17 protein-coding genes are annotated in these 22,536 nt (G+C 30.2%); 10 read left to right on the top strand and 7 right to left on the bottom strand.

Annotated elements, in window-relative coordinates; all coding sequences use genetic code 11:
- Window positions 1-265: 265 nt before the first annotated feature.
- From KQI42_RS12920 to KQI42_RS12900, 5 genes are read left to right on the top strand one after another with little or no spacing between them, the layout of a single operon-like run.
- Window positions 266-1,213, top strand: a complete 948-nt coding sequence (locus KQI42_RS12920; RefSeq protein WP_216520406.1) for a phosphate ABC transporter substrate-binding protein — start codon at window positions 266-268, stop codon at window positions 1,211-1,213.
- Window positions 1,214-1,253: 40 nt separating this feature from the next.
- Window positions 1,254-2,117 (top strand): phosphate ABC transporter permease subunit PstC, encoded by an 864-nt coding sequence (gene pstC / locus KQI42_RS12915; RefSeq protein WP_216520404.1) that lies wholly within the window; start codon window positions 1,254-1,256, stop codon window positions 2,115-2,117.
- 23 nt (window positions 2,118-2,140) lie between these two features.
- Entirely contained in the window at window positions 2,141-2,977 is an 837-nt protein-coding gene (pstA, locus tag KQI42_RS12910) for a phosphate ABC transporter permease PstA (protein ID WP_216520402.1), read from the top strand.
- On the top strand, window positions 2,978-3,721 hold the full coding sequence (locus tag KQI42_RS12905) for a phosphate ABC transporter ATP-binding protein (RefSeq protein WP_216520400.1): 744 nt from the start codon (window positions 2,978-2,980) through the stop codon (window positions 3,719-3,721).
- On the top strand, window positions 3,714-4,214 hold the full coding sequence (locus tag KQI42_RS12900; protein ID WP_246566479.1) for an HAD family hydrolase: 501 nt from the start codon (window positions 3,714-3,716) through the stop codon (window positions 4,212-4,214). Before KQI42_RS12905 ends, KQI42_RS12900 begins: the two co-directional genes overlap by 8 nt.
- A gap of 47 nt (window positions 4,215-4,261) precedes the next feature.
- On the opposite strand, the gene KQI42_RS12895 is transcribed toward KQI42_RS12900, so the two are convergent.
- Together KQI42_RS12895 and KQI42_RS12890 are read right to left on the bottom strand one after the other, a co-directional pair.
- Window positions 4,262-5,617, bottom strand: a complete 1,356-nt coding sequence (locus KQI42_RS12895) for a sensor histidine kinase (protein WP_216520399.1) — start codon at window positions 5,615-5,617, stop codon at window positions 4,262-4,264.
- The gene (locus KQI42_RS12890) at window positions 5,614-6,276 is read right to left on the bottom strand and encodes a response regulator transcription factor (protein ID WP_216520397.1); all 663 of its coding nucleotides are present in this window, start codon (window positions 6,274-6,276) and stop codon (window positions 5,614-5,616) included. The genes KQI42_RS12895 and KQI42_RS12890 overlap by 4 nt, the downstream gene beginning before the upstream one ends.
- A 271-nt stretch (window positions 6,277-6,547) precedes the next feature.
- Here KQI42_RS12890 and htrA point away from each other — a divergent pair, with 271 nt between their 5' ends.
- A complete protein-coding gene (gene htrA / locus KQI42_RS12885) occupies window positions 6,548-7,798 on the top strand; it encodes a serine protease HtrA (RefSeq protein ID WP_216520395.1) in 1,251 nt (416 codons plus the stop codon).
- Window positions 7,799-7,917: 119 nt separating this feature from the next.
- Window positions 7,918-9,090 (top strand): hypothetical protein, encoded by a 1,173-nt coding sequence (locus tag KQI42_RS12880; RefSeq protein ID WP_216520385.1) that lies wholly within the window; start codon window positions 7,918-7,920, stop codon window positions 9,088-9,090.
- A gap of 133 nt (window positions 9,091-9,223) precedes the next feature.
- On the opposite strand, the gene KQI42_RS12875 is transcribed toward KQI42_RS12880, so the two are convergent.
- Entirely contained in the window at window positions 9,224-10,807 is a 1,584-nt protein-coding gene (locus tag KQI42_RS12875; RefSeq protein ID WP_216520383.1) for an ABC-F family ATP-binding cassette domain-containing protein, read from the bottom strand.
- 285 nt (window positions 10,808-11,092) lie between these two features.
- Here KQI42_RS12875 and KQI42_RS12870 point away from each other — a divergent pair, with 285 nt between their 5' ends.
- A complete protein-coding gene (locus KQI42_RS12870) occupies window positions 11,093-12,028 on the top strand; it encodes a hypothetical protein (RefSeq protein WP_216520380.1) in 936 nt (311 codons plus the stop codon).
- Between the two features lie 265 nt (window positions 12,029-12,293).
- Window positions 12,294-12,980 carry a phosphoribosylaminoimidazolesuccinocarboxamide synthase gene (locus KQI42_RS12865; RefSeq protein WP_216520379.1) on the top strand — a complete coding sequence of 229 codons (687 nt, stop codon included), beginning with the start codon at window positions 12,294-12,296 and terminating at the stop codon, window positions 12,978-12,980.
- Between the two features lie 18 nt (window positions 12,981-12,998).
- Here the strand turns inward: KQI42_RS12865 and KQI42_RS12860 are convergent, their stop codons facing one another.
- Entirely contained in the window at window positions 12,999-15,791 is a 2,793-nt protein-coding gene (locus tag KQI42_RS12860) for a calcium-translocating P-type ATPase, PMCA-type (RefSeq protein WP_216520377.1), read from the bottom strand.
- Window positions 15,792-16,467: 676 nt separating this feature from the next.
- Here KQI42_RS12860 and KQI42_RS12855 point away from each other — a divergent pair.
- Entirely contained in the window at window positions 16,468-18,420 is a 1,953-nt protein-coding gene (locus tag KQI42_RS12855; RefSeq protein ID WP_216520376.1) for an endonuclease MutS2, read from the top strand.
- Window positions 18,421-18,503: 83 nt separating this feature from the next.
- On the opposite strand, the gene KQI42_RS12850 is transcribed toward KQI42_RS12855, so the two are convergent.
- The 3 genes from KQI42_RS12850 to metF all read right to left on the bottom strand — a co-directional run bounded on the left by KQI42_RS12850 (window position 18,504) and on the right by metF (window position 22,519).
- Window positions 18,504-20,873 carry a homocysteine S-methyltransferase family protein gene (locus KQI42_RS12850; RefSeq protein ID WP_343231689.1) on the bottom strand — a complete coding sequence of 790 codons (2,370 nt, stop codon included), beginning with the start codon at window positions 20,871-20,873 and terminating at the stop codon, window positions 18,504-18,506.
- Window positions 20,863-21,534, bottom strand: a complete 672-nt coding sequence (locus KQI42_RS12845) for a methionine synthase (protein ID WP_216520375.1) — start codon at window positions 21,532-21,534, stop codon at window positions 20,863-20,865. Before KQI42_RS12845 ends, KQI42_RS12850 begins: the two co-directional genes overlap by 11 nt.
- A gap of 97 nt (window positions 21,535-21,631) precedes the next feature.
- Window positions 21,632-22,519: a methylenetetrahydrofolate reductase [NAD(P)H] gene (gene metF, locus KQI42_RS12840; protein WP_216520373.1), complete on the bottom strand. Its 888-nt coding sequence runs from the start codon at window positions 22,517-22,519 to the stop codon at window positions 21,632-21,634.
- Window positions 22,520-22,536: the final 17 nt, after the last annotated feature.

The following is a 22,536-nucleotide window of genomic DNA, read 5'->3' as shown; positions in this document are numbered from 1 at the left end:
TGAAAAAAGATTTCAAAAAAGACTAGGATGCATGGCTCCTTTAGAATATCGAAACCATGCATCTATATGTGTATAATATTTTAATTAAATTATCTGTCTACTTGACATGGGTCAGTTCACTTTGTTGTTGACTCATTTTACTTTTTACATATAGATAAAATTAATAACAAACTAAATGCAAATAAAAAATATTAATTGGAAATAGATTGATAGAAATAATACAATTTGATATGTAATGATAAATTACATATAAGGAGGAAAAACAATGAAAAAACATATTAGCTTATTTCTATGTATTTTATTAATATTTGGACTAGCTTTAACTGGATGTTCAAAGCAAGATCCAGAAACTACAGTAAATGGACAACCAGAGAACAATGTTAATGAGAATACAGGAAAAGAAACAGAAGAATTTAAAGCTCAAATGACCTTCAACGGTTCATCTACATTAGCACCTGTAATATCAGCTATAGCTACTGATTTTATAGAGGAATTTACTACTTGGGATAAAGTTGATTCAAGTTTTCCAAGTGAAAATATAGCTATATATGTTTCAGCCGGAGGATCTGGTGCTGGAGTTAAAGCAGTTCTTGATGGAACCAGTGACTTTGGTATGTTAGCAAGAGGAATTAAAGATGAAGAAAAAGAAAAGATAGGGAATGCTAAGGAATTTTTACTTGGTATAGATGCCTTAACTATTTCTATAAATCCAGAAAATCCTCTAACTAAAATAAAAGATGATTTAAGTACAGAAGAAGTAAAGAAGATATTTTCAGGAGAATATAAATACTGGGATGATGTAGACAGTAGTCTTCCACATAATGAAATAGTAGTAGTTATTAGAGATTTAGGTGGTGGAGCTCACGAAGTATTCCAAAAAAGTGTGATGGGTGATACATCAGTTAGAGAAGATGCTATACAAGCTCCTTCAATGGGTGCATTAGTTACTAAAGTAATAGAAAATAAGGATGCTATAGGCTATGCTTCTTTTGGTATGGTTAATCAAAATCTAGGTAAACTTGTTCCTTTAAAAGTTGATGGAGTTGAACCAACAAAAGAAAACATAGTAGATGGTTCATATAAAATATCTAGACCTCTTATAGTAGTTAAAAATGGTGAACTTAATCCAGGGCAACAAGCGTTCATGGATATGGTTACATCTAGTAAAGGGTCCGAAATTATTGAAAAGATGGGCTTCGTGCCAGCAAACTAAATTCAGAGGATATACCTCTGAATTTTTTTGAGGTGATTGTGTGAAAAACATAGGAGAAAAAATATTTAGTACGGTAATTAAACTACTGACCTTATTTTCCCTACTAATTCTTATTTTTATAGTTATATTTATATTTAAGGAAAGCTTTATTTTCTTTAGAGAAGTTCCTATACTAAAATTCATTACTGGTAGGACCTGGAATCCGCTAGGTGACCCTAATAAACTATCAATATTTCCAATTATTTTAGGAACTATATATGTATCTTTAATAGGGATTCTAATAGCATTACCAATAGGGGTTGGCAGTGCTATTGTATTATCTAATTATACAGGGGAGAGGTTCAAGAGATACGTAAGAGGAATTATAGATATATTAGCAGGAATACCTTCTGTAGTATATGGTTTTATAGGTTTGTTAGTATTAGTAAAATTTTTTGAGGTTAGATTTTCTTTTCCTTCAGGAGAATCAGTGCTAGCAGGCGGAATCTTAATTTCAATAATGATACTTCCTTATATTATATCTACTTGTAGTGAATCAATGGAAAAGGTATATAAAGAGTATTATCAATATTCTAGTGCATTAGGTGTATCTAAGAGCTATATGATAAGAAAAATAGTAATACCTGAAAGTAGGCGAGCTATTCTGGCAGGTGTGGTTTTGGCTTTAGGTAGAGGAATGGGAGAGACTATGGCAGTTATGATGGTTATAGGAAATGCTCCTATAATGCCTAAGCTCCTTAAGAAATGTCAAACTATTCCTTCTCTTATAGCTTTGGAAATGGGTATGGCAGAAGTAGGAAGTTTACATTATCATGGTCTTTTTGCTTCAGGCTTTATACTTATGATAATACTGCTTTTAATAAATATAATATTATACTTTATCAGAAAGAGCATAGATGTTTAAAAAATATATAAGGACTGGTAAATATGAGTGAAAAAATAAAAGATTCTATTTTTAAAATATGGCTTACTATGAGTACATTAGTTTTGTTCATTATAGTCGTTTATATTTTTGGATATATATTCAAGAATGGCTTTGATTCTATTAATTTAGAATTTATATTTGGCAATCCAAAAGGGATGCCCTTAGGATCTGAAGGAGGAGTATTTCCCGCTATAATTGGAAGTCTTCTGCTTATGGTTATAGCCTGTATATTTGCTTCTATACTAGCTATTTCAACAGCTATATATACGGTATTTTATTGTAATGTTAAGAAAATAGAAAATATAGTTCATTTAATAATACAATGTATGGCAGGGGTTCCTTCCATAGTATTAGGTTTGTTTGGATATACTTTATTAGTAATGTATTTAAAACTAGGGAGATCTTTACTATCTGGAGGTATAACTTTAGGTATTATGATATTTCCTTATATTCAAGTAAGGGTAGAAAAAATTTTAAGAGAGGTAGACAAGTCTATAATAGAATCATCTTATGCTCTTGGAGTATCTAAGGTTTATACAATTTTTAAACTTATTTTACCTCTATGTAAATCAGATATAATATCTACAATAACTTTAGCTGGAGGTTTTGCAATGGGAGCTGCTGCACCTATTGTATTAACAGCAGCTGTTATATTTGCTCCAGTCCCTAGGTCTCTATCTTCTCCGGTTATGGCACTCCCATTCCATTTATACATATTAACTGGAGAAGGAATATCTCTTGAAAAGTCTTATGGAACAGCTCTTATTCTTATAGTAATTTTGCTTATAATAAATTTTATTTCAATGCTGCTAGGTATGAAGAGAAAGGAGCATAATTAGATGGATATACTTAAAATAAAGGATTTATCAGTTGGATATGGGGATAAAAAAATATTGAAGGATTTATCAATAAATATAAAGAAGAACAAGATAACATCTATAATAGGTCCATCAGGTTGTGGAAAGTCCACTTTTCTTACAACTTTAAATCTTATGATAGAAGAAAATGGAGGTAATTTTACAGGAGAAATATTATTTGAAGATAAAAATATATTGTCCTATAGAAAAGACGATATAAGGAAAAAAATAGGCATAGTATTTCAAAAACCAGCACCTTTTCCTTTTTCAATATATAAAAACTTAACTTATGCTCCAAGATATTACGGCATAAAGGATAAAAAAGAATTGGACTCTATAGTAGACAAAACCCTTAAAATGGCAGGCCTTTTTCATGAAACCCATGAAGATTTGAATATGTCGGCTATGAAACTTTCAGGAGGGCAACAACAAAGACTTTGCATAGCTAGAGCCCTTACAGTAGACCCAGAAATATTATTATTAGATGAACCTTGTTCTGCCTTAGATATTAAAAATACAGCAAATATAGAAGAGATGCTCTTAAATTTTTCCAAAGATTATACCATAATTATAGTAACTCATAACTTATCTCAAGCTAAAAGAATATCCGATTATACAGCATTTATGTTAGATGGAGAATTAGTAGAGTTTGGAGAAACTAAAGAGATGTTTAACAATCCTAAAGATAAAAGAACAAAAGAATATATAGAAGGAATATATGGATAATTTTTATATGGGAGATGGATTTATGCTAATGTATGATATACCAGGAAGAGAAACAGTAGAAATAGAAAATATAGTATTTGATTATAATGGGACTATAGCAGTTGATGGAAAAATATTAGAAGGTGTTAAGGATCTATTATTAGAGCTAAAAAAACAGGCAAACATATATATATTAACAGCAGACACTTATGGAACTGTAGAAAGAGAGTGTAGAGATATAGGTGTAACAGTGATGACTTTTCCAAAAGAAAATGCAGGAGAATCTAAAAAGGATATAGTAAATAAATTAGGTGGAGAGAAAACCGTATGTATAGGTAATGGCTTTAATGATATACCTATGTTTAAAGAGTCTGTTTTAGCTATTGCCGTAATTGAAGGAGAAGGAACCTCTGGAAAACTTCTTGCCTATGCTGATATAGTCACGAAATCTATTATTGATGCATTAAAAGTAATTTTAAATGAAAATCGAATAAAGGCAACTCTTAGAAACTAGAATAAAAAATTGTATGATAATTCTATAGAATTACCATACAATTTTTGTTAAACATGAATTTCTATATAGAAAGATACACCTTCGTCTTCATTTTTAGCCCAAATTTTAGAACCGTGTAATGTTACAATTCTCTGAACAATGGCTAAACCTAGACCAAACTCCCCTTTATAGCCTTTGTTAAATTTATTAAATAAGGTTTCTATAATTTCTTGCTCAATAGGTGGACCATCATTCCAAATCTTAAGGAAAGCCTTATTATCTTTTTCTTGTTTCAATTCTACAAGAATGTGACTGTTGGCATAGCGGATTTGGTTATCTAATAGATTTTCTAAAACTACTCTCCATTGTTCCATATCACCATTAACATTTACAGGAGATAAATCTAAAGACCATTTTAATTGGCTTTTTTGCCAAGACAGTCTTTCGACTACATTTCTAATTAGATCATCTATAGAAAAATTTTCTCTAGAAAGCTCATGGTTAGATAAATAGTCGAGTTTGGTTAGATAAAGTAAGTTTCGTATCTGTTTTTCTAATCTTTCAGCTTCTTCATCTATTACCTGTACAGAACAATCTAAATTTCCTTTTGGATATATTCCATCTATAATTGCTTGTGCATAACTACGAATAACCATAACGGGAGTTTTTAACTCATGAGATACATGTTGTAAGAAAGACTGCTGAATCTCATCTTGATGAATTAGTTGATTTCTCAACTGTTCTATTGATTGACCTAGTTTTCCTATTTCATCTTTTCTATCAAGCTGTACAGGCTCATTCCATTCATGATCAGCAAGTTTTTTAACACGCTTTTCTAAACTGACCAATGGATTAGATAAATATTTCGCTAGCCCTATAGCAGGTATCCAACTAAAGAGGAAAACTAAAGTCATAATTAGTGCTAATTTCCTAAATAAGGTTTGAACTAAGTCTTCTCTATAAGAATCGCCCATATAAGAAACTAGAAAAACATCTTTTCCTAGTGCCCTTCCTTTTGTTATAACATAAAATATTTTTTCATTATCTATTTCACCACTATACTGTTGGCTAATCTTTTTTTGTTCTCCTATTTCACTTTTTACTTTATTCAGAAACTCCATAGAAAGAGGTGAAGAAAGTATTACTTGATTTTGGTCATATATTAGAAAATGATTAACTGTACGGGCGTTTTCAAGTTTTTGACTTTTCTTACCAAATATTTCTGACTCAATAAAATCTCTATATATTTCGCTATCAAATTGGTTAAATATCAGGTTTTGAGAATTTTCAATAGTAGCATAGATTTCATTAGTAAAAAAGTCTCTTAAAGTCAATGGAAGTATAATTGACAATAATATAGATATACATAAGGTAATTACAGCAAATACTGACCAAATTTGGACTGATAATGGAGAATTTTTCATGATTCTATCATCCTGTATCCATACCCATAAATGGTTTCAAGATTTAGAAGGGGCATTTTTTTTCGTAAACGTCTCACTAAATCATCAACTACACGATCAGATCCAAAGTAATCATCTCCCCAAATACAAGTAAGGATTTGCTCTCTTGAAAGAGCGATTCCTTGATTTTTTGCAAAATGAATTAAAAGATCGAATTCTTTTGATGTAAGATCAATAATTTCATTTTCTAGTTTAACTATTCTGCTTTTTTCGTTGATATTGTAAGGTGGAATAGTCTGAATCTCTAAGTCCGTTCCATAAATACGTTCTAAAAGATTACGAGTTCTAATAACTAATTCTCTAGGAAGGAAAGGTTTAGGTAAATAATCATCTCCACCTAGTTCTAATCCAACAACTCTATCTATATCAGCATCTCTAGCAGAAATAAAAATTACAGGAACCTTTGGAGAAGTTAATTTTATTTCTTGAAGAAGATGATATCCATCTATATCTGGAAGCATAATATCCAATATCCATAAATCGGGAGGATTATTAATTGCTTTTTTTGCCTCTTCTCCTCTTAAGAAAGAGGAAACTTTCCATCCTTCTTTTTGTAAATAGGAAGTTAAAACTAAATTTAAATTACTGTCATCTTCCACTAAATAAATTTGAAAGGACATGCTTAAACCTCCTCTATTATAATAAATACTATTTATATTATAACAAAATGGACGTGATGTTTCATCACGTCCTTTAAAGCTTATTAGCTTTAAAAAAATATCTACCCATTACTAGTATGCAATAAAATTATGGCATTATGATGAAAACTTTATGGGAAATTGTGAAATTTAGAAAACATAATTTCACAACAAAAACACAATCTATCCATACTCTTTTTACAATTGTTTATTAAAGTATAGGTATAGAAAATAATTAAAGGAGGTTTTGAACATGGATGAAGAAAGAAATAATATTGAAAAAGATAATATAATAGAAACCTTAGAGTATACGATTTATGAAAGTGATGAAGATACCAGTAAAGAAGACACGATTAAGGAGGAGGCTATTAAAAAGGATAAACCAAAGAAAAAGAAGTTTTTAAAGAAAGGGAATTTAATGTCCTATCTTGCAGTAGCTTTAATAGCTTCTATTATTGGTGGTTTAATATCAGCTTACGTAGGACCAAAGTATCTGTATGGCAGCATATTACCTTCACCTAATGAACAGCAGTATCAAACTTCTCAAACCATGAATATTACAACAGGAGATGATATAAATACTGTATCAGCAGTAGCTAAAAAAGCTATGAGTAGTGTAGTAGGAATAACTACAATAGAAATTCAAAGATATGCTTTTGCTGAAAGAGAAGTAGAAGGAGTAGGATCTGGAGTAATAGTAGATAGTAATGGATATATACTAACAAACTCTCATGTTGTTGGAGATGGAAATGCAAAAGAAATAACAGTGTTGTTTGAAAATGGAGATAAAAAGCCAGGAAAAGTGTTATGGAACGATGCGGCTTTAGACTTAGCAATAGTGAAAGTAGAAGAAACAGGATTACCTGTAGCCACATTAGGAGATTCTGATAAACTAGAAGTAGGAGAAATTGCAGTAGCCATAGGAAATCCATTAGGTTTAGAATTTCAGAGAACAGTAACTTCAGGGATTATTAGTGGGCTTCATAGGTCTATTAGAGTAGATGAAAATAATATAATTGAAGACTTAATTCAAACAGATGCTTCTATAAATCCTGGAAATAGTGGGGGACCCCTTCTAAATAGCAAAGGAGACGTAATTGGTATAAATACAGCTAAAATAAAGACAGGTGAAGGATTAGGATTCTCTATACCTATAAATATAGTAAAACCTATTATTCAGCAGGTAATTAAAGAAGGTACTTATAAGACAGTATTTATAGGAATAACAGGAGTTGAAGTAAATGTTTATGAAAGACAATTAGGAATTGATTTAAGTATAGACAATGGAGTAATAGTTATTGAAGTAGCTGCTGATTCACCTGCTAGTAAGGCTGGTTTAAGAAGTGGAGATGTAATAGTAAAAATTGATGACCAAAAGGTTGAAAATATGAATCAATTAAAGAAAACCCTTTATAAATATAGTCAAGGAGATAAAGCTACATTAGAAATTATAAGGGATGGAGAAGAAAAGAAAATAGAAGTAGAATTTAGTAATTTAAGATAATGCAGAAATAGGGAAAAAGTCCCAAAAATAATTTTTATTTCTAATTTGTTTCTAGTCTATTTATGGTATATAATATATAAAGTACAATGGTAATAATAAACGAATTAGGAGGTAGGAATATGAAAAAAGTATCGATTTTAGCATTAATACTAGCATTATCAATGGCCTTTACTGGTTGTACTAACAGTGAGATAAAGCTTTATAATGCTTTTAAAAAATCTCAAGACATAATGTCAATGGAAAGTGATACAAATCTTACATTTAAGGTAGAGGCTAAGAATTTCCCAGCAGAACAGCAACAAACTATTGAGGAAATAAGCAAGATGCTAAATAATTCAGAGTTTAAGATGTATCAAAGAACAGTGCAAAATGAAGAAAAAACAATAGCTAAATCTTATGTAAATACAGATTTTAATTTAGGTGACATGAAGATGGATATGCAAGTTTGGGTTGAGGCAGATATGTCTACCGATACACCTAAGCTAGTAGAAATCATAAAATTACCATCTGCTATGATGAGTACAATGGCTCCAGAAGGTGAAAACAAAGAGTTCATAGTTTATGACTTCGCGGAAATGATGAATACAGGAAAAGAAGGAGTTAATCTTGATAAATTAACTGATTTTAGTAAAGAAATTCAACCTAAGCTAATGAATTTATTAAAAGATTACTATACAAAATTTGATCCTGGATTTGAAGTAGGTGCTTTCAAAGGTACAAGAACTGTTAATGGAAGATCCTTATCTATTTATGAAGTTAAATTAGATGATGCATCCTTTAAAAAGCTTGTTAGATATGCAGGAAATAGTTATCTGGAAGATGAAAATACTATAAACTTTATTAAAGAGTATTTTAATGGAGTAATGGGTGCTATAGATGGAACAGATGAGGAGAAACAAGAATTGAGTCAAAACCTAGATAAATTCCAACAAGATCTTCCACAAATTAAAAAACAATTTAATGAATTTATGGATAAATTTGAGGATGTGAAGATTCTAGGAGATAAGGGATTAGTTATTGAGTATGGTATTAATAGTGACGGATACATTGCTCATGAAGCTGGTAAAATGGATTTAAGTATTGATTTAGGAGCTATAGAAAAAGCTTTTAAAAATAGTGATATAGTAGAAAGTGATGCAGTAGAACAAGAAACTCCTGTATTAAATATAGAAATAAACTTCAATACAAAGATTTATAATATTAACAAAGATATAATTGTTAATATGCCTAAAGTAGATAATAACAATGCTTTATATTTCAGTGATTTAGTTCAAAATAATCTTGCTCAATAAAGTGTAAACAGATAGCGGTTACCAGAATGGTAACCCCTCAGATTGTTGACAAAAGGGTATAGCATTAATGCTATACCCTTTTGTTGTTAATTGTATTTCTTATGACCTATTACATTTGTTTCATGGTATTTTTTTAATAAAACTTTTCTATATACTCTTCATATGTCATGACTCTATCATTGTAGCCATCTGGTTTTATTTCGATAATTCTATTTGCTATAGTTTGAATAAATTGATGATCGTGAGAAGTGAATAAAACATTGCCCTTAAAATCTCTTAGACCATTATTCACGGAAGTTATAGACTCAAGGTCTAAATGGTTGGTAGGCTGGTCCAGTATAAGAACGTTAGAATTATTCAACATCATCTTAGATAGCATACAACGAACTTTTTCTCCACCAGATAAAACTTTAGCTTTTTTCAAAGCCTCATCTCCAGAGAATAACATTCTACCTAAAAATCCACGTAAATATATTTCAGACTGTTCTACTGAAAATTGACGTAGCCAATCTATAAGACTTAAATCTACATCATTGAAAAACTCAGAATTGTCTTTTGGAAAATATGACTTAGTGATTGTAAGACCCCATTTATAGCTGCCGTTATCAGGTTCCATTTCACCTGTTAAAATTTTAAATAAAGTGGTAATTCCTGTTTCTTCTCCAATAAAAGCAATCTTGTCCCCTTTATTAACTCTAAAACTTACATTATCTAATACCTTTACACCATCTACTGTCTTAGAAATATCCTCTACTGTTAGAATTTCATTACCAACTTCTCTTTCTATATTGAAGCTAACAAAAGGATATCTCCTTGTAGAAGGTATAATATCATCTAAAGTTATTTTATCCAGTAACTTTTTACGAGAAGTTGCTTGTTTAGACTTGGATGCATTGGCACTAAACTTAGCTATAAAGTCTTGTAATTCTTTAATCTTATCTTCCTTTTTCTTGTTTTGGTCTTTCATCATTTGAAGAGCTAATTGGCTTGATTCGTACCAGAAATCATAGTTTCCAACAACCATTTTAATTTTACCAAAGTCAATATCTACCATATGAGTACATACTTCATTTAGAAAATGTCTATCATGGGATACTACTATAACAGTACCCTCAAAATCTCCTAAAAATTCCTGTAACCACCTAACAGCTTTTACATCAAGATGGTTAGTAGGCTCATCGAGTATAAGTATGCCAGGTTTACCAAATAAAGCTTGAGCTAGCAGTACTTTTACCTTTTCATTACCAGTTAAATCAGCTACCTTCTTATCATGAAGTTCAGTACCTATACCTAAGCCTTGTAATAAAGAAGAAGCTTCTGACTCAGCACTCCATCCGTCCATTTCTGCAAACTCTGCTTCTAATTCCGAGGCTTTTATTCCATCTTCATCAGAAAAATCTTCTTTCGCATATATTAGATCTTTTTCTATCATTATTTCGTATAGTCTTTTATTGCCCATAATAACAGTTTGAATTACTTGGTACTCATCGTATTCATAGTGATCTTGTTTCAAGACTGACATACGAATTTTTTTATCAATAGAAACATCCCCAGTATTTGGCTCGATTTCACCAGATAAAATCTTTAAGAAGGTACTCTTCCCAGCACCATTAGCTCCAATTACACCATAACAATTACCAGGGGTAAACATTAAGTTTACATCATCAAATAATTTTTGAGATCCATACCTTAAACTTACATTATTTACACTAATCAATTTACCTTCCATCCCTTACTTAAAATTTATAAAACATCCAGTTATTATATCATAAGTATTATAGGAAATCAAAATGTTATAATTTTGCCAACGATATGGTAATTTTTTCTAAAATAATGAAATTTTATATTTAGATGAAAAGATTGATTTATTAGATGAAAAGAACATAGAGATAATAATAAATAAGTTGAATAGCCTATAAATCTAGTCCTAGACCATCAGATTTAGGACTGCTGTTTATGGTATAATCAAATAAAGTAATAATAACTAGGGGTGATGTACAAAGTGTATAGAGAAATTAATGAAGAAATTTATTATCTTAAAGAAAGCCTTAGATCTAAGGAAAAACTAGAGTCATTAAGGTCTATTGCTACTGAAGAGCTAAATAAGAAAAAACAGAATTTAGAATCTCTAAGAAAGATATTGCAAAAAGAAGAAAAGGATGTACTAAAGCTTGAAAGTATGAGTTTGAGTTCCTTTTTTCTAAATATTATTGGCAAGAAAGAAGATAAGTTAGATAAAGAAAGAAAAGAGTACTTAGCTGCTAAAATGCAATATGATGAATGTGTTTTAGCTATAAAAGAGCTAGAAAATCAAATTGGAATTTGTGACAAAGAATTAATGAATTACTCAGGAGTAAAGGAAGAATACCAAAAAGTTATAAAGACAAAGCAAGAAACAATGATCAATGAAGATACTGAAATAGGTAGAAAACTTCGTGATTCCTTAGATAAGATAAATGAATTAAAACTAGATATTAAAGAAGTTAGAGAGGCCATAAATGCTGGTAATAATGTAACTGATGCATTAATGGAGATGAAGAAGCCACTTAATTCAGCAAAAAATTGGGGCGTATGGGATATGCTTGGAGGAGACTTTTTCTCAGATATTATGAAGCATTCAAAAATAAATGATGCAAACAGGCTTTCGTACGATGTTCAACATTATTTAAAGACATTCGAAAAAGAATTATTAGATGTAAACGAGTTTACTGAAATAAAAGTCAATATTGGTTCTTTTGCGAAGTTTGCTGATTTTTTCTTTGATGGACTTTTTGCTGATTGGTTTATTCAATCCAAAATAAATGAATCTATATCAAATGTAAATAATGCATATAATAAAGTAGAGCTTATATTATCTGATTTAAAGAGAAACTTGAGTCAAATGCAAAAAGAGCAAAAATTGCTAGAATCAGAAGTTAATAAATTGTTAGAAATATAAATTACCTACAGAGGTAAGTAAGAGAGTGTTGACAGAGGGACAGCATATATTAGACGATTGGAAAGAAGTTTTAAAGGCAGGTGGTATAAAATTCCAGTAGAATTAGTTAAGATGGCGGGAGTAGATATAATCATAGGTAAACCATTATTAAACACTATTGAACATAGTAGATGAAATAATTTATTAAAAAAGAATTTCTTGATAATTTTCTTTGGAAAATATATATTATTAGATAGAAAAAACTTTATACAAAGGAGCTAATATTATGAATCTAGTCTATAAAGGTAAAACAAAAGATGTTTATGCTATGGAGAACGGCAACTATTTACTTAAATTTAAAGATGATGTAACAGGAGAAAATGGTGTATTTGATCCAGGAGCAAATACTGTAGGATTAACTATAGAAGGTGTAGGAAAGGCAGGTCTTTCTTTAACTAAATTCTTTTTTGAAAAATTAAACAGTATGGGTATACCTACTCACTATGTAAGCGCCAATATAAATGATGCTACTATGATAGTAAAACCAGCTACAATGTTTGGTAATGGAGTAGAAGTAATTTGCCGTTATAGAGCAGTAGGAAGTTTTTTACGTAGATATGGAATGTATGCAGAGGAAGGGCAACCTTTGGATGCTTTTGTAGAAATTACTTTAAAAGATGATGAACGCCAAGATCCGCCTATAACAGAAGATGCTTTAGATATGTTAGGGATACTCTCAAAGGATGAATATAGAATATTAAAGGATCTTACTAAAAAAATTGGAAATGTAGTAAAAGAGGAATTAGCTAAAAAAGGTATGGAGCTGTATGATATTAAATTTGAATTTGGAAGAATAGGAGAAGATAAACATATAGCCTTAATAGATGAAATTTCTGGTGGTAACATGAGAGCTTATAAGGACGGTAAATATATAGAACCATTAGAACTGGAAAGATTAATGCTAGAAGATTAGAGAGAATCCCACATATTTTTAATATGTGGGATTTTTTTCCTTCATAGATTTTTCCGATACAATAAATCTTCCTATGAATTTTATAATTTCATTAACCCAAATAACAGAAGAAGCCATAAATATAATTTTTATCCAGAGGATAAAGCTTAAATGTACTGTATTGAAGAAATTATTGTATAATTCCATTAAAATTATTTGAGCACATCCAGTGGCTAATATAACTTTTAAAGCAATACTATTCTTTGTAAAATTAGGAATTATACTTTTTAATCCGAATTCTCTACAGTTAAAGGCATTAAATAATGAGCTAAAGGCAAATAAAGCAAATAATGATGTTTCCATCTCATTGGGTATAAACCTAGGACCTCTATTAGCAGTAGGAAGAGCTACTCCTAATGGATTAAAAAACATTTGTACTACCAACAATAAGGTAATAAAGGTGGCGTTAAAAATTATTGATTTAAACATTGTTTTTGTTATTATGCTATCATCTTTCTTAATAGGTTTTCTTTTCAATACATTTTCTCTAACAGGTTCTAAACCCAGAGATAATGCTGGTGGACCATCCATTATTATATTCACCCATAACAGCTGTATAGTAGTAAAAGGCATTTCGTGTCCCGTTATTTGCGATAATATTGCTATAAAAAAAGCCACAACATTAACGGTAATTTGAAACTGAACAAACCTTTGAAAGTTTTCATATATTCCTCTACCCCATTGAATTCCTTTTACTATAGTGCTAAAACTATCGTCTGTTAAGATTATACTGGCAGCCTTTTTAGCCACTTCTGTACCAGCTATTCCCATGGCTATTCCAACATCAGCTTTTGCTAATGCAGGAGCATCATTTATACCATCACCAGTAACAGCAACAACTTCTCCATTATCTTGAAGAGCTTGGACTATTCGCATTTTAGTTTCTGGTGTTGATCTAGCTACAATAGATATAGTGTTTATTTCCTCTTTTAATGCCTTAAAAGAAAGAGTATCTATATAGCTTGATTCTACAGCTCTGCTGTTATTATCTAATAATCCCAGTTCATTTCCTATAGCTACAGCAGTATTAATATTATCACCAGTTAGCATCTTAGTAGTAACGCCAGCTTTTTTAGCAGTATCAATAGAAGACTTTACATCGGGTCTTAGAGGATCTTTAATGCCTACAAAGCCTGTAAATACTAAGTTCTTTTCAAGATCACTATTATTTGTGGCTGTCGTTTTTATACTATCATCAACAGTTATAGCTGCTTCTTTAGAAATCGCATTTATTTTCTTATAAGCAAATCCTAATACTCTCATAGCGTGAATTTGAAGATTCTTTATTTGTTCAATAATAAATTCTTTTCTTTCATAGGTAAGTTTCATAACCTGCCCATTAATATATTCGTAACCACAAGAATTTAAGATAATTTCCGGTGCTCCTTTGGATAAAAGGATATAGTCCTCGCCGTCTTTAATAACTGTATCCATTCTCTTTGTTTTTGAAGTAAAGGGAATCTGGTGCATTATATTTTTACTCTGACGATACTTGTAGTATTCTTTGTCTTTTAAGTAGACCAATAAAGCACATTCAGTAGCACTGCCCATATAATGCCATTGGTCATTTTCATAAGCTATATCTGCTGTTGAATTTATAATACAGTTATCTATGAAATAACTTTCGTTTGAATCATATTTCTTCATAAATTCTCCATTCATAAATACAGTTTCTACAGTCATTTTGTTTTCAGTTAAAGTTCCTGTTTTATCAGAGCAAATAACTGAAACTGAACCTATAGTCTCACAAGCCTCTTTCTTTGTAACCAATGCATTTATTTTCGCCATTTTCTGCATTGTAATTCCAAGAGTCATGTTTACCATTGTTGGAAGTCCTTCTGGGACTGCTGCTACCATAAGAGCTACACAAACAACGAAAGCACTTTTAATTGGTTCAATTGAATTTAAGAATGGGATTATACCCGAAGTATCTATATGCAGAGATTTTTGTAATATCATTTTAATAATCATAAATATCAACAATAGACCTGCTACAGAACTAGATATTTTAGCTATATTCTGTCCTAAGTGGGCCAGCTTAATTTGTAATGGTGTTTGATTGTTGTCACTATCATATAGACTTTGAGAAATTTTACCCATTTGAGTAGAATCCCCAATAGATGTTACTACTATTTTACCTCTACCATAAGCTATAAAAGTACCTCCAAAAACCATATTAATTTGTTTTGCTGGTATAGGTTCTTGAATTATTATATTTCCATTTGAATCAATTGTTTTTATTGGAACTATCTTATCTGCACATTTATCTACATCATCTGATTCCCCAGTCAATATATCTTCTCGTACTTTTAATTCTATAGATTCTAATAACCTGCCGTCTGCTGGAACCATGTCACCTGTTTCAAGTAAAACAATGTCCCCAGGAACTAGATCGTTTTTGGGTACAAGAGTTATTTCACCATCTCGTATACACTTAACAGAAATATTTTCTGCCATTTTAGACAATGCTTCGGCAGCTTTCTTAGATCGATCTTCAGTTACAAGTCCTATAGTGGTACCCAATATTATAGCTAATATTATACCAATTGCATCTCCATATTCACCGATCAATAGGCTGATAGTAGCTGAAACTAAGAGAATAATCATCATAGGATCAAATAGACCTTCCCATGGAGAGCCCGTTTTACCTTTTGAAAATTCATTTGGACCATACTTTTCCTGTCTTATTTTTACTTCCTTCTGACTTAATCCTTGATTTTCGTCAGTCATGAGTTCTTTTATAACTTCTAACTTATGTTCATTAAAATACATTATCCTACCTCCAAGCAGTAAATTAATATTTAGAATATTAATTAACCATAAAATTGTTTGTCAATAATCACCCTCTTCCATTGTTAAAATTGTTATAGAGCTTGTCTTAAATTTCTAATTATAATTTTTATAATTTTTGAGATTTCACTATCCATCTTATGCAGGATTTTTTAAGTTTATGATTGAAAACTATATTTTATAAAATACTATTGTATAATATATGAAAAGTAGTATAATAATAAGTAGACATACAATGAAGGGGAGTGCTTTTGTGATAGAGTCCGTTTTTAACTAAGTAATTTAATAAATGAGTCTTAAAAATTTCACGCCTATTATATAGGTTTATTTGTAGTGGGTTTTTTAGGGCTTATATACTTAGTAAAAACACGGTTCACATTCCCTTATATAGAGAAATAGTAAGCTGTGCTTTAGCACAGTATTTTTATGCCTATTTATAGAAAAGCCTATAAAGATAATATATGCTAATACTATATATTAGGATAGATATATGATGGGATTATTTAATTGACTTTTAAGCCATAAGTGAGCTTTGTTTCCTTATGGCTTTTTATTTTTTGAATAAATTAAAACTATATATTAAAATTGTATTTTTGCTAAGTTATTAGCCTTAAAGCCCTCTACAGTTTTTAAAAATAAAAAGATGGAGGAAATAAAATTGAATAATAAAACTGTAGAACTATTAGGATATAATAAAATCAAAGAAATATTAAAAGAATATGCTTTATCAGATATAGCTAAAGAACGTATAGATAGATTAGAACCTTTAGTAGATAAAGAAAGCATTGAAATATCTATAAAGGAAACCACTGAAGCTAGAGCTATTGTAGATAAAAGTGCAAGTATTCCTATTCATGGTTTATTAGGAATGAAATCTATAACGGAAAAAATTAAGAAAGGTATGATTTTTTCTCCAGAGGATTTAGAATTAATCTCAGGATTGTTAAAAGATATAAGAAGATTAAAAAGGTTTATGAAGGATAAAGAGTATATTGCACCGACTGTAAGCTTATATGCATTTTCTTGTTTTGAATTAAATGAAGTAGTAGAGGAAATTGATAAATGTATTGTAAGAGGAAGAGTAGACGATAGGGCCAGTTCTAGTCTTTATAAAACTAGGAGAAAAATCTTGATCTTAGAAGATAAAATAAGAAATAAATTAGACAATATATTGAAAAATGGAAAATATTCATCATATATTCAAGATTCTTTAGTAAGTCAGAGAAATGGCAGATATGTAATTCCTATTAAAAGTGAGCATAGAAGGAACATAGATGGAAGTATCCATGATAAATCTCAGAGTGGATCAACAGTTTTTATTGAACCAGCAGAGGTTAAAAAATTACAAGATGAGCTAGAGATTAATAAGTTTGAGGAAGAGAAGGAAGTATATAGAATTTTATCTTCCTTGACAAATTTAATATATGATAAGGAAAAAGAATTAAGTATCAATATTGAAGTAATGAGCAACTATGATTTTATCTTCGCTAAAGGAAAGTACAGTAAGGCTATAGAAGGTAGAGAAGTAAGCCTTAACACAGAGAATTACACCAATATAAAAAATGGAAGGCACCCTCTAATTGGAAAATCAGCAGTGCCTTTGAATTTTGAAATTGGCAAAGAGTATAGAGGGGTAGTTATAACTGGACCAAATACAGGAGGAAAAACTGTTGCCTTAAAAACAGTAGGTCTACTAACTATGATGGCTCAGTCTGGACTTCATATACCTGTGGATAAAGGAAGTGAAATAGGCATATTTGCAGATATATTAGTAGATATTGGTGATGGTCAGAGTATAGAACAAAGTTTGAGTACCTTTTCATCCCATATTAAAAATATAATCAATATCTTAAATTGTGCAGACAAACATACTCTAGTTATTGTAGATGAGTTAGGTTCAGGCACTGATCCTGGAGAAGGCATGGGTATAGCTGTGGCAGTTTTGGAAGAATTATATAATAAAGGTGCAACAATATGTGCTACAACTCATTATAGTGAAATAAAGGAATTTGCTCAAAACAGGGAAGGCTTTATAAATGGCTCTATGGAATTTGATATCAATACTTTGAAGCCCTTATATAAGCTTAATATAGGGAAAGCTGGAGACAGTAATGCATTCTTTATTGCCTTAAGACTTGGTATGGATAAAAGGTTAATCAAAAGAGCGCATACAGTAACTTATAAGGAAGAAAAGGATTATTCAGAATATGAAAAACAATATGAAACTATAGTCGAAAATCAAGAGGAAATTGAAAACCATAAAGAGCAAATTAAGAAAGTAGAAATAGCTGAAAATAAAAAGAAGGCTAATAAAAAAGCAGAGCATAAGGATAATTTCAATATAGGAGATAGTGTATTTGTAAGCTTTATGAATAGAACTGGAATAATTTGTGAAGAAGAAAACTCTAAAGGTGAATATGGTGTAATGGTTATGAAAAAGAAGATTAAAGTAAATAGGAAACGCTTATCTCTTCATATTAAGAAAGATGAACTTTATCCTGAAGATTATGATTTAAATGTTATCTTTAAAAATAAAGAAGATAGAAAAAAGGATAAAATGATGAATAAAGCCCATATTAAAGGACTTTCTATAGAGGTTAACGAAGAATAAAGAATCTAATAGACTTTAAATTTGCCAAGGTTATTCTAATATATTAGAATAACCTTGGCAATAATTTTAATTTTTTGAAAAACTTATCCAAAGATTTTTTTTGCAATGGTAACTGCCTCTTTTGCATCTCTAGCATAATAGTCTGCACAAATCATATCAGCATAATCTTTGTTTAATACAGCTCCCCCTACCATAACTTCAAAGTTGGAATTAACTTCTTTCAAGGCTTTTATTGTTTCCTCCATATTTTTTACTGTAGTAGTCATCAAGGAACTAAGTCCTATTAACTTAACATTATGTTTAATAGCTTCTTCTACTATTTTTTCTTTTGGAACATCTTTTCCCAAGTCAATGACTTGAAATCCATAGTTCTCAAGTAACACTTTAACTATATTCTTACCAATATCATGAATATCTCCTTTTACTGTAGCTAGTATTATTTTGCCTTTAGAAATTTGGGAGAATGAATCTTTACTTAATCTATTTTTTATAACTTCTAAGGATTCCTTTACTGTTTCTGCTGATTGTATTAGTTGAGGAAGAAATATATATCCTTTCTCATATTTTTCTCCTACTAAGTCTAAAGCAGATACTATATCTTGATTAACAATGAGTAAAGGGTCTTTTTGTTCTAACAATTTTATAGTAGCATCTTTAGCTTCTTCTCTTAATCCCTTTTCTATTATATTGGATAAACTTTCTTTTTTAAATTCTTCAACTTTAGGGATTTTATAGTCTTTATTATTATAAGACTTTAAGTAGTCTGTAGCTCCTTTATCTGTGTTTAATAAAACCTTAGATGCTTTTATTGTATCCATCATATCCTGATCAATAGGGTTGATTATAGGTAAATCAAGTCCCGCAGCAAGACTAGCAGCTAGAAAAGTTCTATTTAATAAACCTCTATTTGGCAACCCAAAAGATACATTAGATACGCCTAGTACAGTTTTTACATTTAAATTTTCCTTTACCATTAAGATGGCTTTTAAAGTTTCTTTCACATTTTCTTGTTGAGCAGCTGCTGTTAATGTTAAACAATCTATATAAATATCCGATTTATCTATGCCATATTGTTGTGCCGTATTAACTATTTTTTCTGCTATTTTAAATCTTTCTTCTGCATTGGAAGGTATACCTTTATCATCTAAAGTTAAGCCTACAATTGCCCCTCCGTATTTTTTTACTAGGGGTAAAATCTGTTCTAGATGCTTATCCTCTCCATTTACTGAGTTTACTATAGCCTTGCCGTTATAAACTCTCAAACCACTTTCTATAACTTTAGGATCATTAGAATCTATTTGAAGAGGGACATCTAATATGGATTGAATTTCCTTTATAACTTTAATCATCATTTCTTCTTCGTTTATTTCTGGTAAACCTACATTTATATCTAATATATCTGCTCCAGCTTCTACTTGAGCTATGGCTTCTCTTAATATATAATCCATATTTCCATTTTTTAAAGCCTCTTTAAATAATTTTTTACCTGTTGGATTGATTCTCTCACCTATTACTTTTACTTCATCAATAAATACTGTTCTAGTAGGAGTACAAATGCCGCGTATAGATTTATAATTTAAATTCTTTACCTGTATGTTTTCTAGATTTTTAACTAAGCTTTTTATATGAGCATCAGTAGTGCCACAACATCCTCCAATTATTTTAATTCCCTTCTTTACAAATTTTTGTCCATAATCTCCAAATTCTTCAGGAGAAAAATCAAATATAGTATTTCCATTACAGAGTCTAGGCAATCCTGCATTTGGCTGTACCATTACTGGAATTTTAGCTATTTCTAATACTTCATCTATAATAGACTCTAGCTCTTTAGGTCCTAGTGAACAATTTACTCCAAGAGCATCTACTCCTAATCCTTGCAAAACCATAACCATAGAAGCAGCACTACAGCCTGTAAATGTTCTTTTATTTTCCTCAAAGCTCATGGTGCAAAATACAGGTAGATTTGAATTTTCCTTAGCTGCAAGTACAGCAGCTTTTGCTTCATATAAATCTGTCATTGTTTCTATTAATATTAAATCAGCTTCACTTTTTACTCCTTGAATGATTTGTCTTTTAAAAATCTCATAGGCTTTTTCAAAGGATAAAGTTCCCATAGGTTCTAATAATTCACCAATAGGTCCTATATCTAAAGCTATAAAACAATTTTTATCTTTAATAGCTTCCTTGGCATTTTTTAATCCTGCATCAATGATTTCCTCTACAGTGAAATTACTGTTTTTAAGTTTTATTTCATTAGCACCAAAAGTATTTGTAGTAATAACTTTTGCACCTGCATCAATGTATTTTTTATGAATTTCTATTATTTTTTCTGGTGATATTATATTTAAAATTTCAGGAAGTTCACCTAATTTTAATCCCATATTTTGAAGCATAGTCCCCATAGCACCATCAAAAATTAGGACATTTCTTTCTAAGTAGGTTTTAATTTCCACATGAAACACCTTCTTTCCTAGCAATGCAATCAGAAAATTTATTACAATTTAAACAAGTTCTTTTTTCTATTTTTTGATTTTCATCTACAATTCCCATTATTGCTGTAACAGATTTTCTTGGTATTAAAATATTATGAGATGAAGTAGTAAGTCCTATAGTTTTATCTGCTTCTAGAATAGATATAAATTTCTGTTGTATTTCTATAGGTAGATCTCCATAGCCAGGACTATATCTAGGTGTTAGTTTTTTACCCTGCTGATTCACTTTAGATTCTATTTCCTCACAAGCTTCATCACAGACTTGTTCTACAGCTGTAGTAGCGCAAGCATCTAGTATTAATGCCTTAGTCATATCAAATTTTTCATAATATCTTATTCTAGTATCTACATAATTTCCTAGAGTTACTGCCATTAAAACACAACTTTCTGCTCCTTCTAAATGCCTATTAATATCTTTCCCTTCCAATTCTAAAATGTATTGGCTTAGGATTATTTTACTTTCTTTCCTGGATATATCAAGAATCCTATAGATATATCTTTTTGAAACCAAATGTCTAATTTCATCTATACATTCTTCTATTAAAATTTTCGTAGTTTGATCTAATATTTGATTTTTATAGCCTAAATATCTTAATACTTCTTTTTTATTAATATATAACATAGTTCATTATTCACCTCGTAATATTAAGACTAAACCTGAAATATTTATACAGTAGATTTAACCTACTTTAACTAATTAATATTGAATCTTTAACATATTAAATTGACTTTTTTCTATTTACAGAGCTTAATACGTAGCTTATATTGTTACTTATCTTCCTGGCTATATAAGGATTATTCATAGTATAAAGATGAATTCCCTTTACTTCTGAAGATACTAAGTCTATTATTTGCTCTAATGCATAAGCTATGCCTGCTTCCCTTAGTGCTTCTTTATCATGTTCATATTTATTCATTATCTTTATAAATTTTGGTGGAACAGTAGCTCCACAAAGAGAAACTATCCTTTCAATCTGTTTCTTATTTGTTACAGGCATTATACCAGCTTGAATAGGTATGTTTAACCCTTTTTGTTCCATAAGATTTAGAAGGTTGTAAAAATAATTGTTATCAAAAAATAATTGTGAAATTAAATAGTCTGCCCCTGCTTCTATCTTCATTTTTAAAGCTTCAATATCTTGTTTTAAACTGCTGCTATCAATATGTCCTTCTGGATAGCAAGCAGCTGCTATTCCAAAATTGTCTTTTTTATTTATATGTTCGATAAGTTCATGGGCATTGTTAAAGTCTCCTATAGTAGAACTTTTTCTTGGTATGTCTCCTCTAAGAGCCAATATGTTTTCTATACCCTGTTCATTTAGCCTTTCTAAAATATTATTAATAGTTTTTTTATTAGAATTTATACAAGTTAAATGAGCTAATGGTTCAATATTATATTTATTTTTAATAAGGGAGGATATTTCACAGGTTCTATTGTCACTAATATTTCCTCCTGCTCCATATGTTACACTAATATAATCTGGTTTTAAATCTTTCAAGGACTCCAAAGTATCATAAATAGTTTCTATTGATGAAGTAACCTTTGGAGGAAAGATTTCGAAAGAAAAAACTACTTCTTTCTCTTCAAACAGTTCTTTAATATGCATCTCTTACCTCCTTAATA

Origin of the sequence: Tissierella simiarum, assembly GCF_018917865.1 — a bacterium.
Classification (GTDB): domain Bacteria; phylum Bacillota; class Clostridia; order Tissierellales; family Tissierellaceae; genus Tissierella_C; species Tissierella_C simiarum.
Note: the sequence above shows the minus strand (reverse complement) of the source record. Positions and strands in the feature narration are given on the sequence as shown.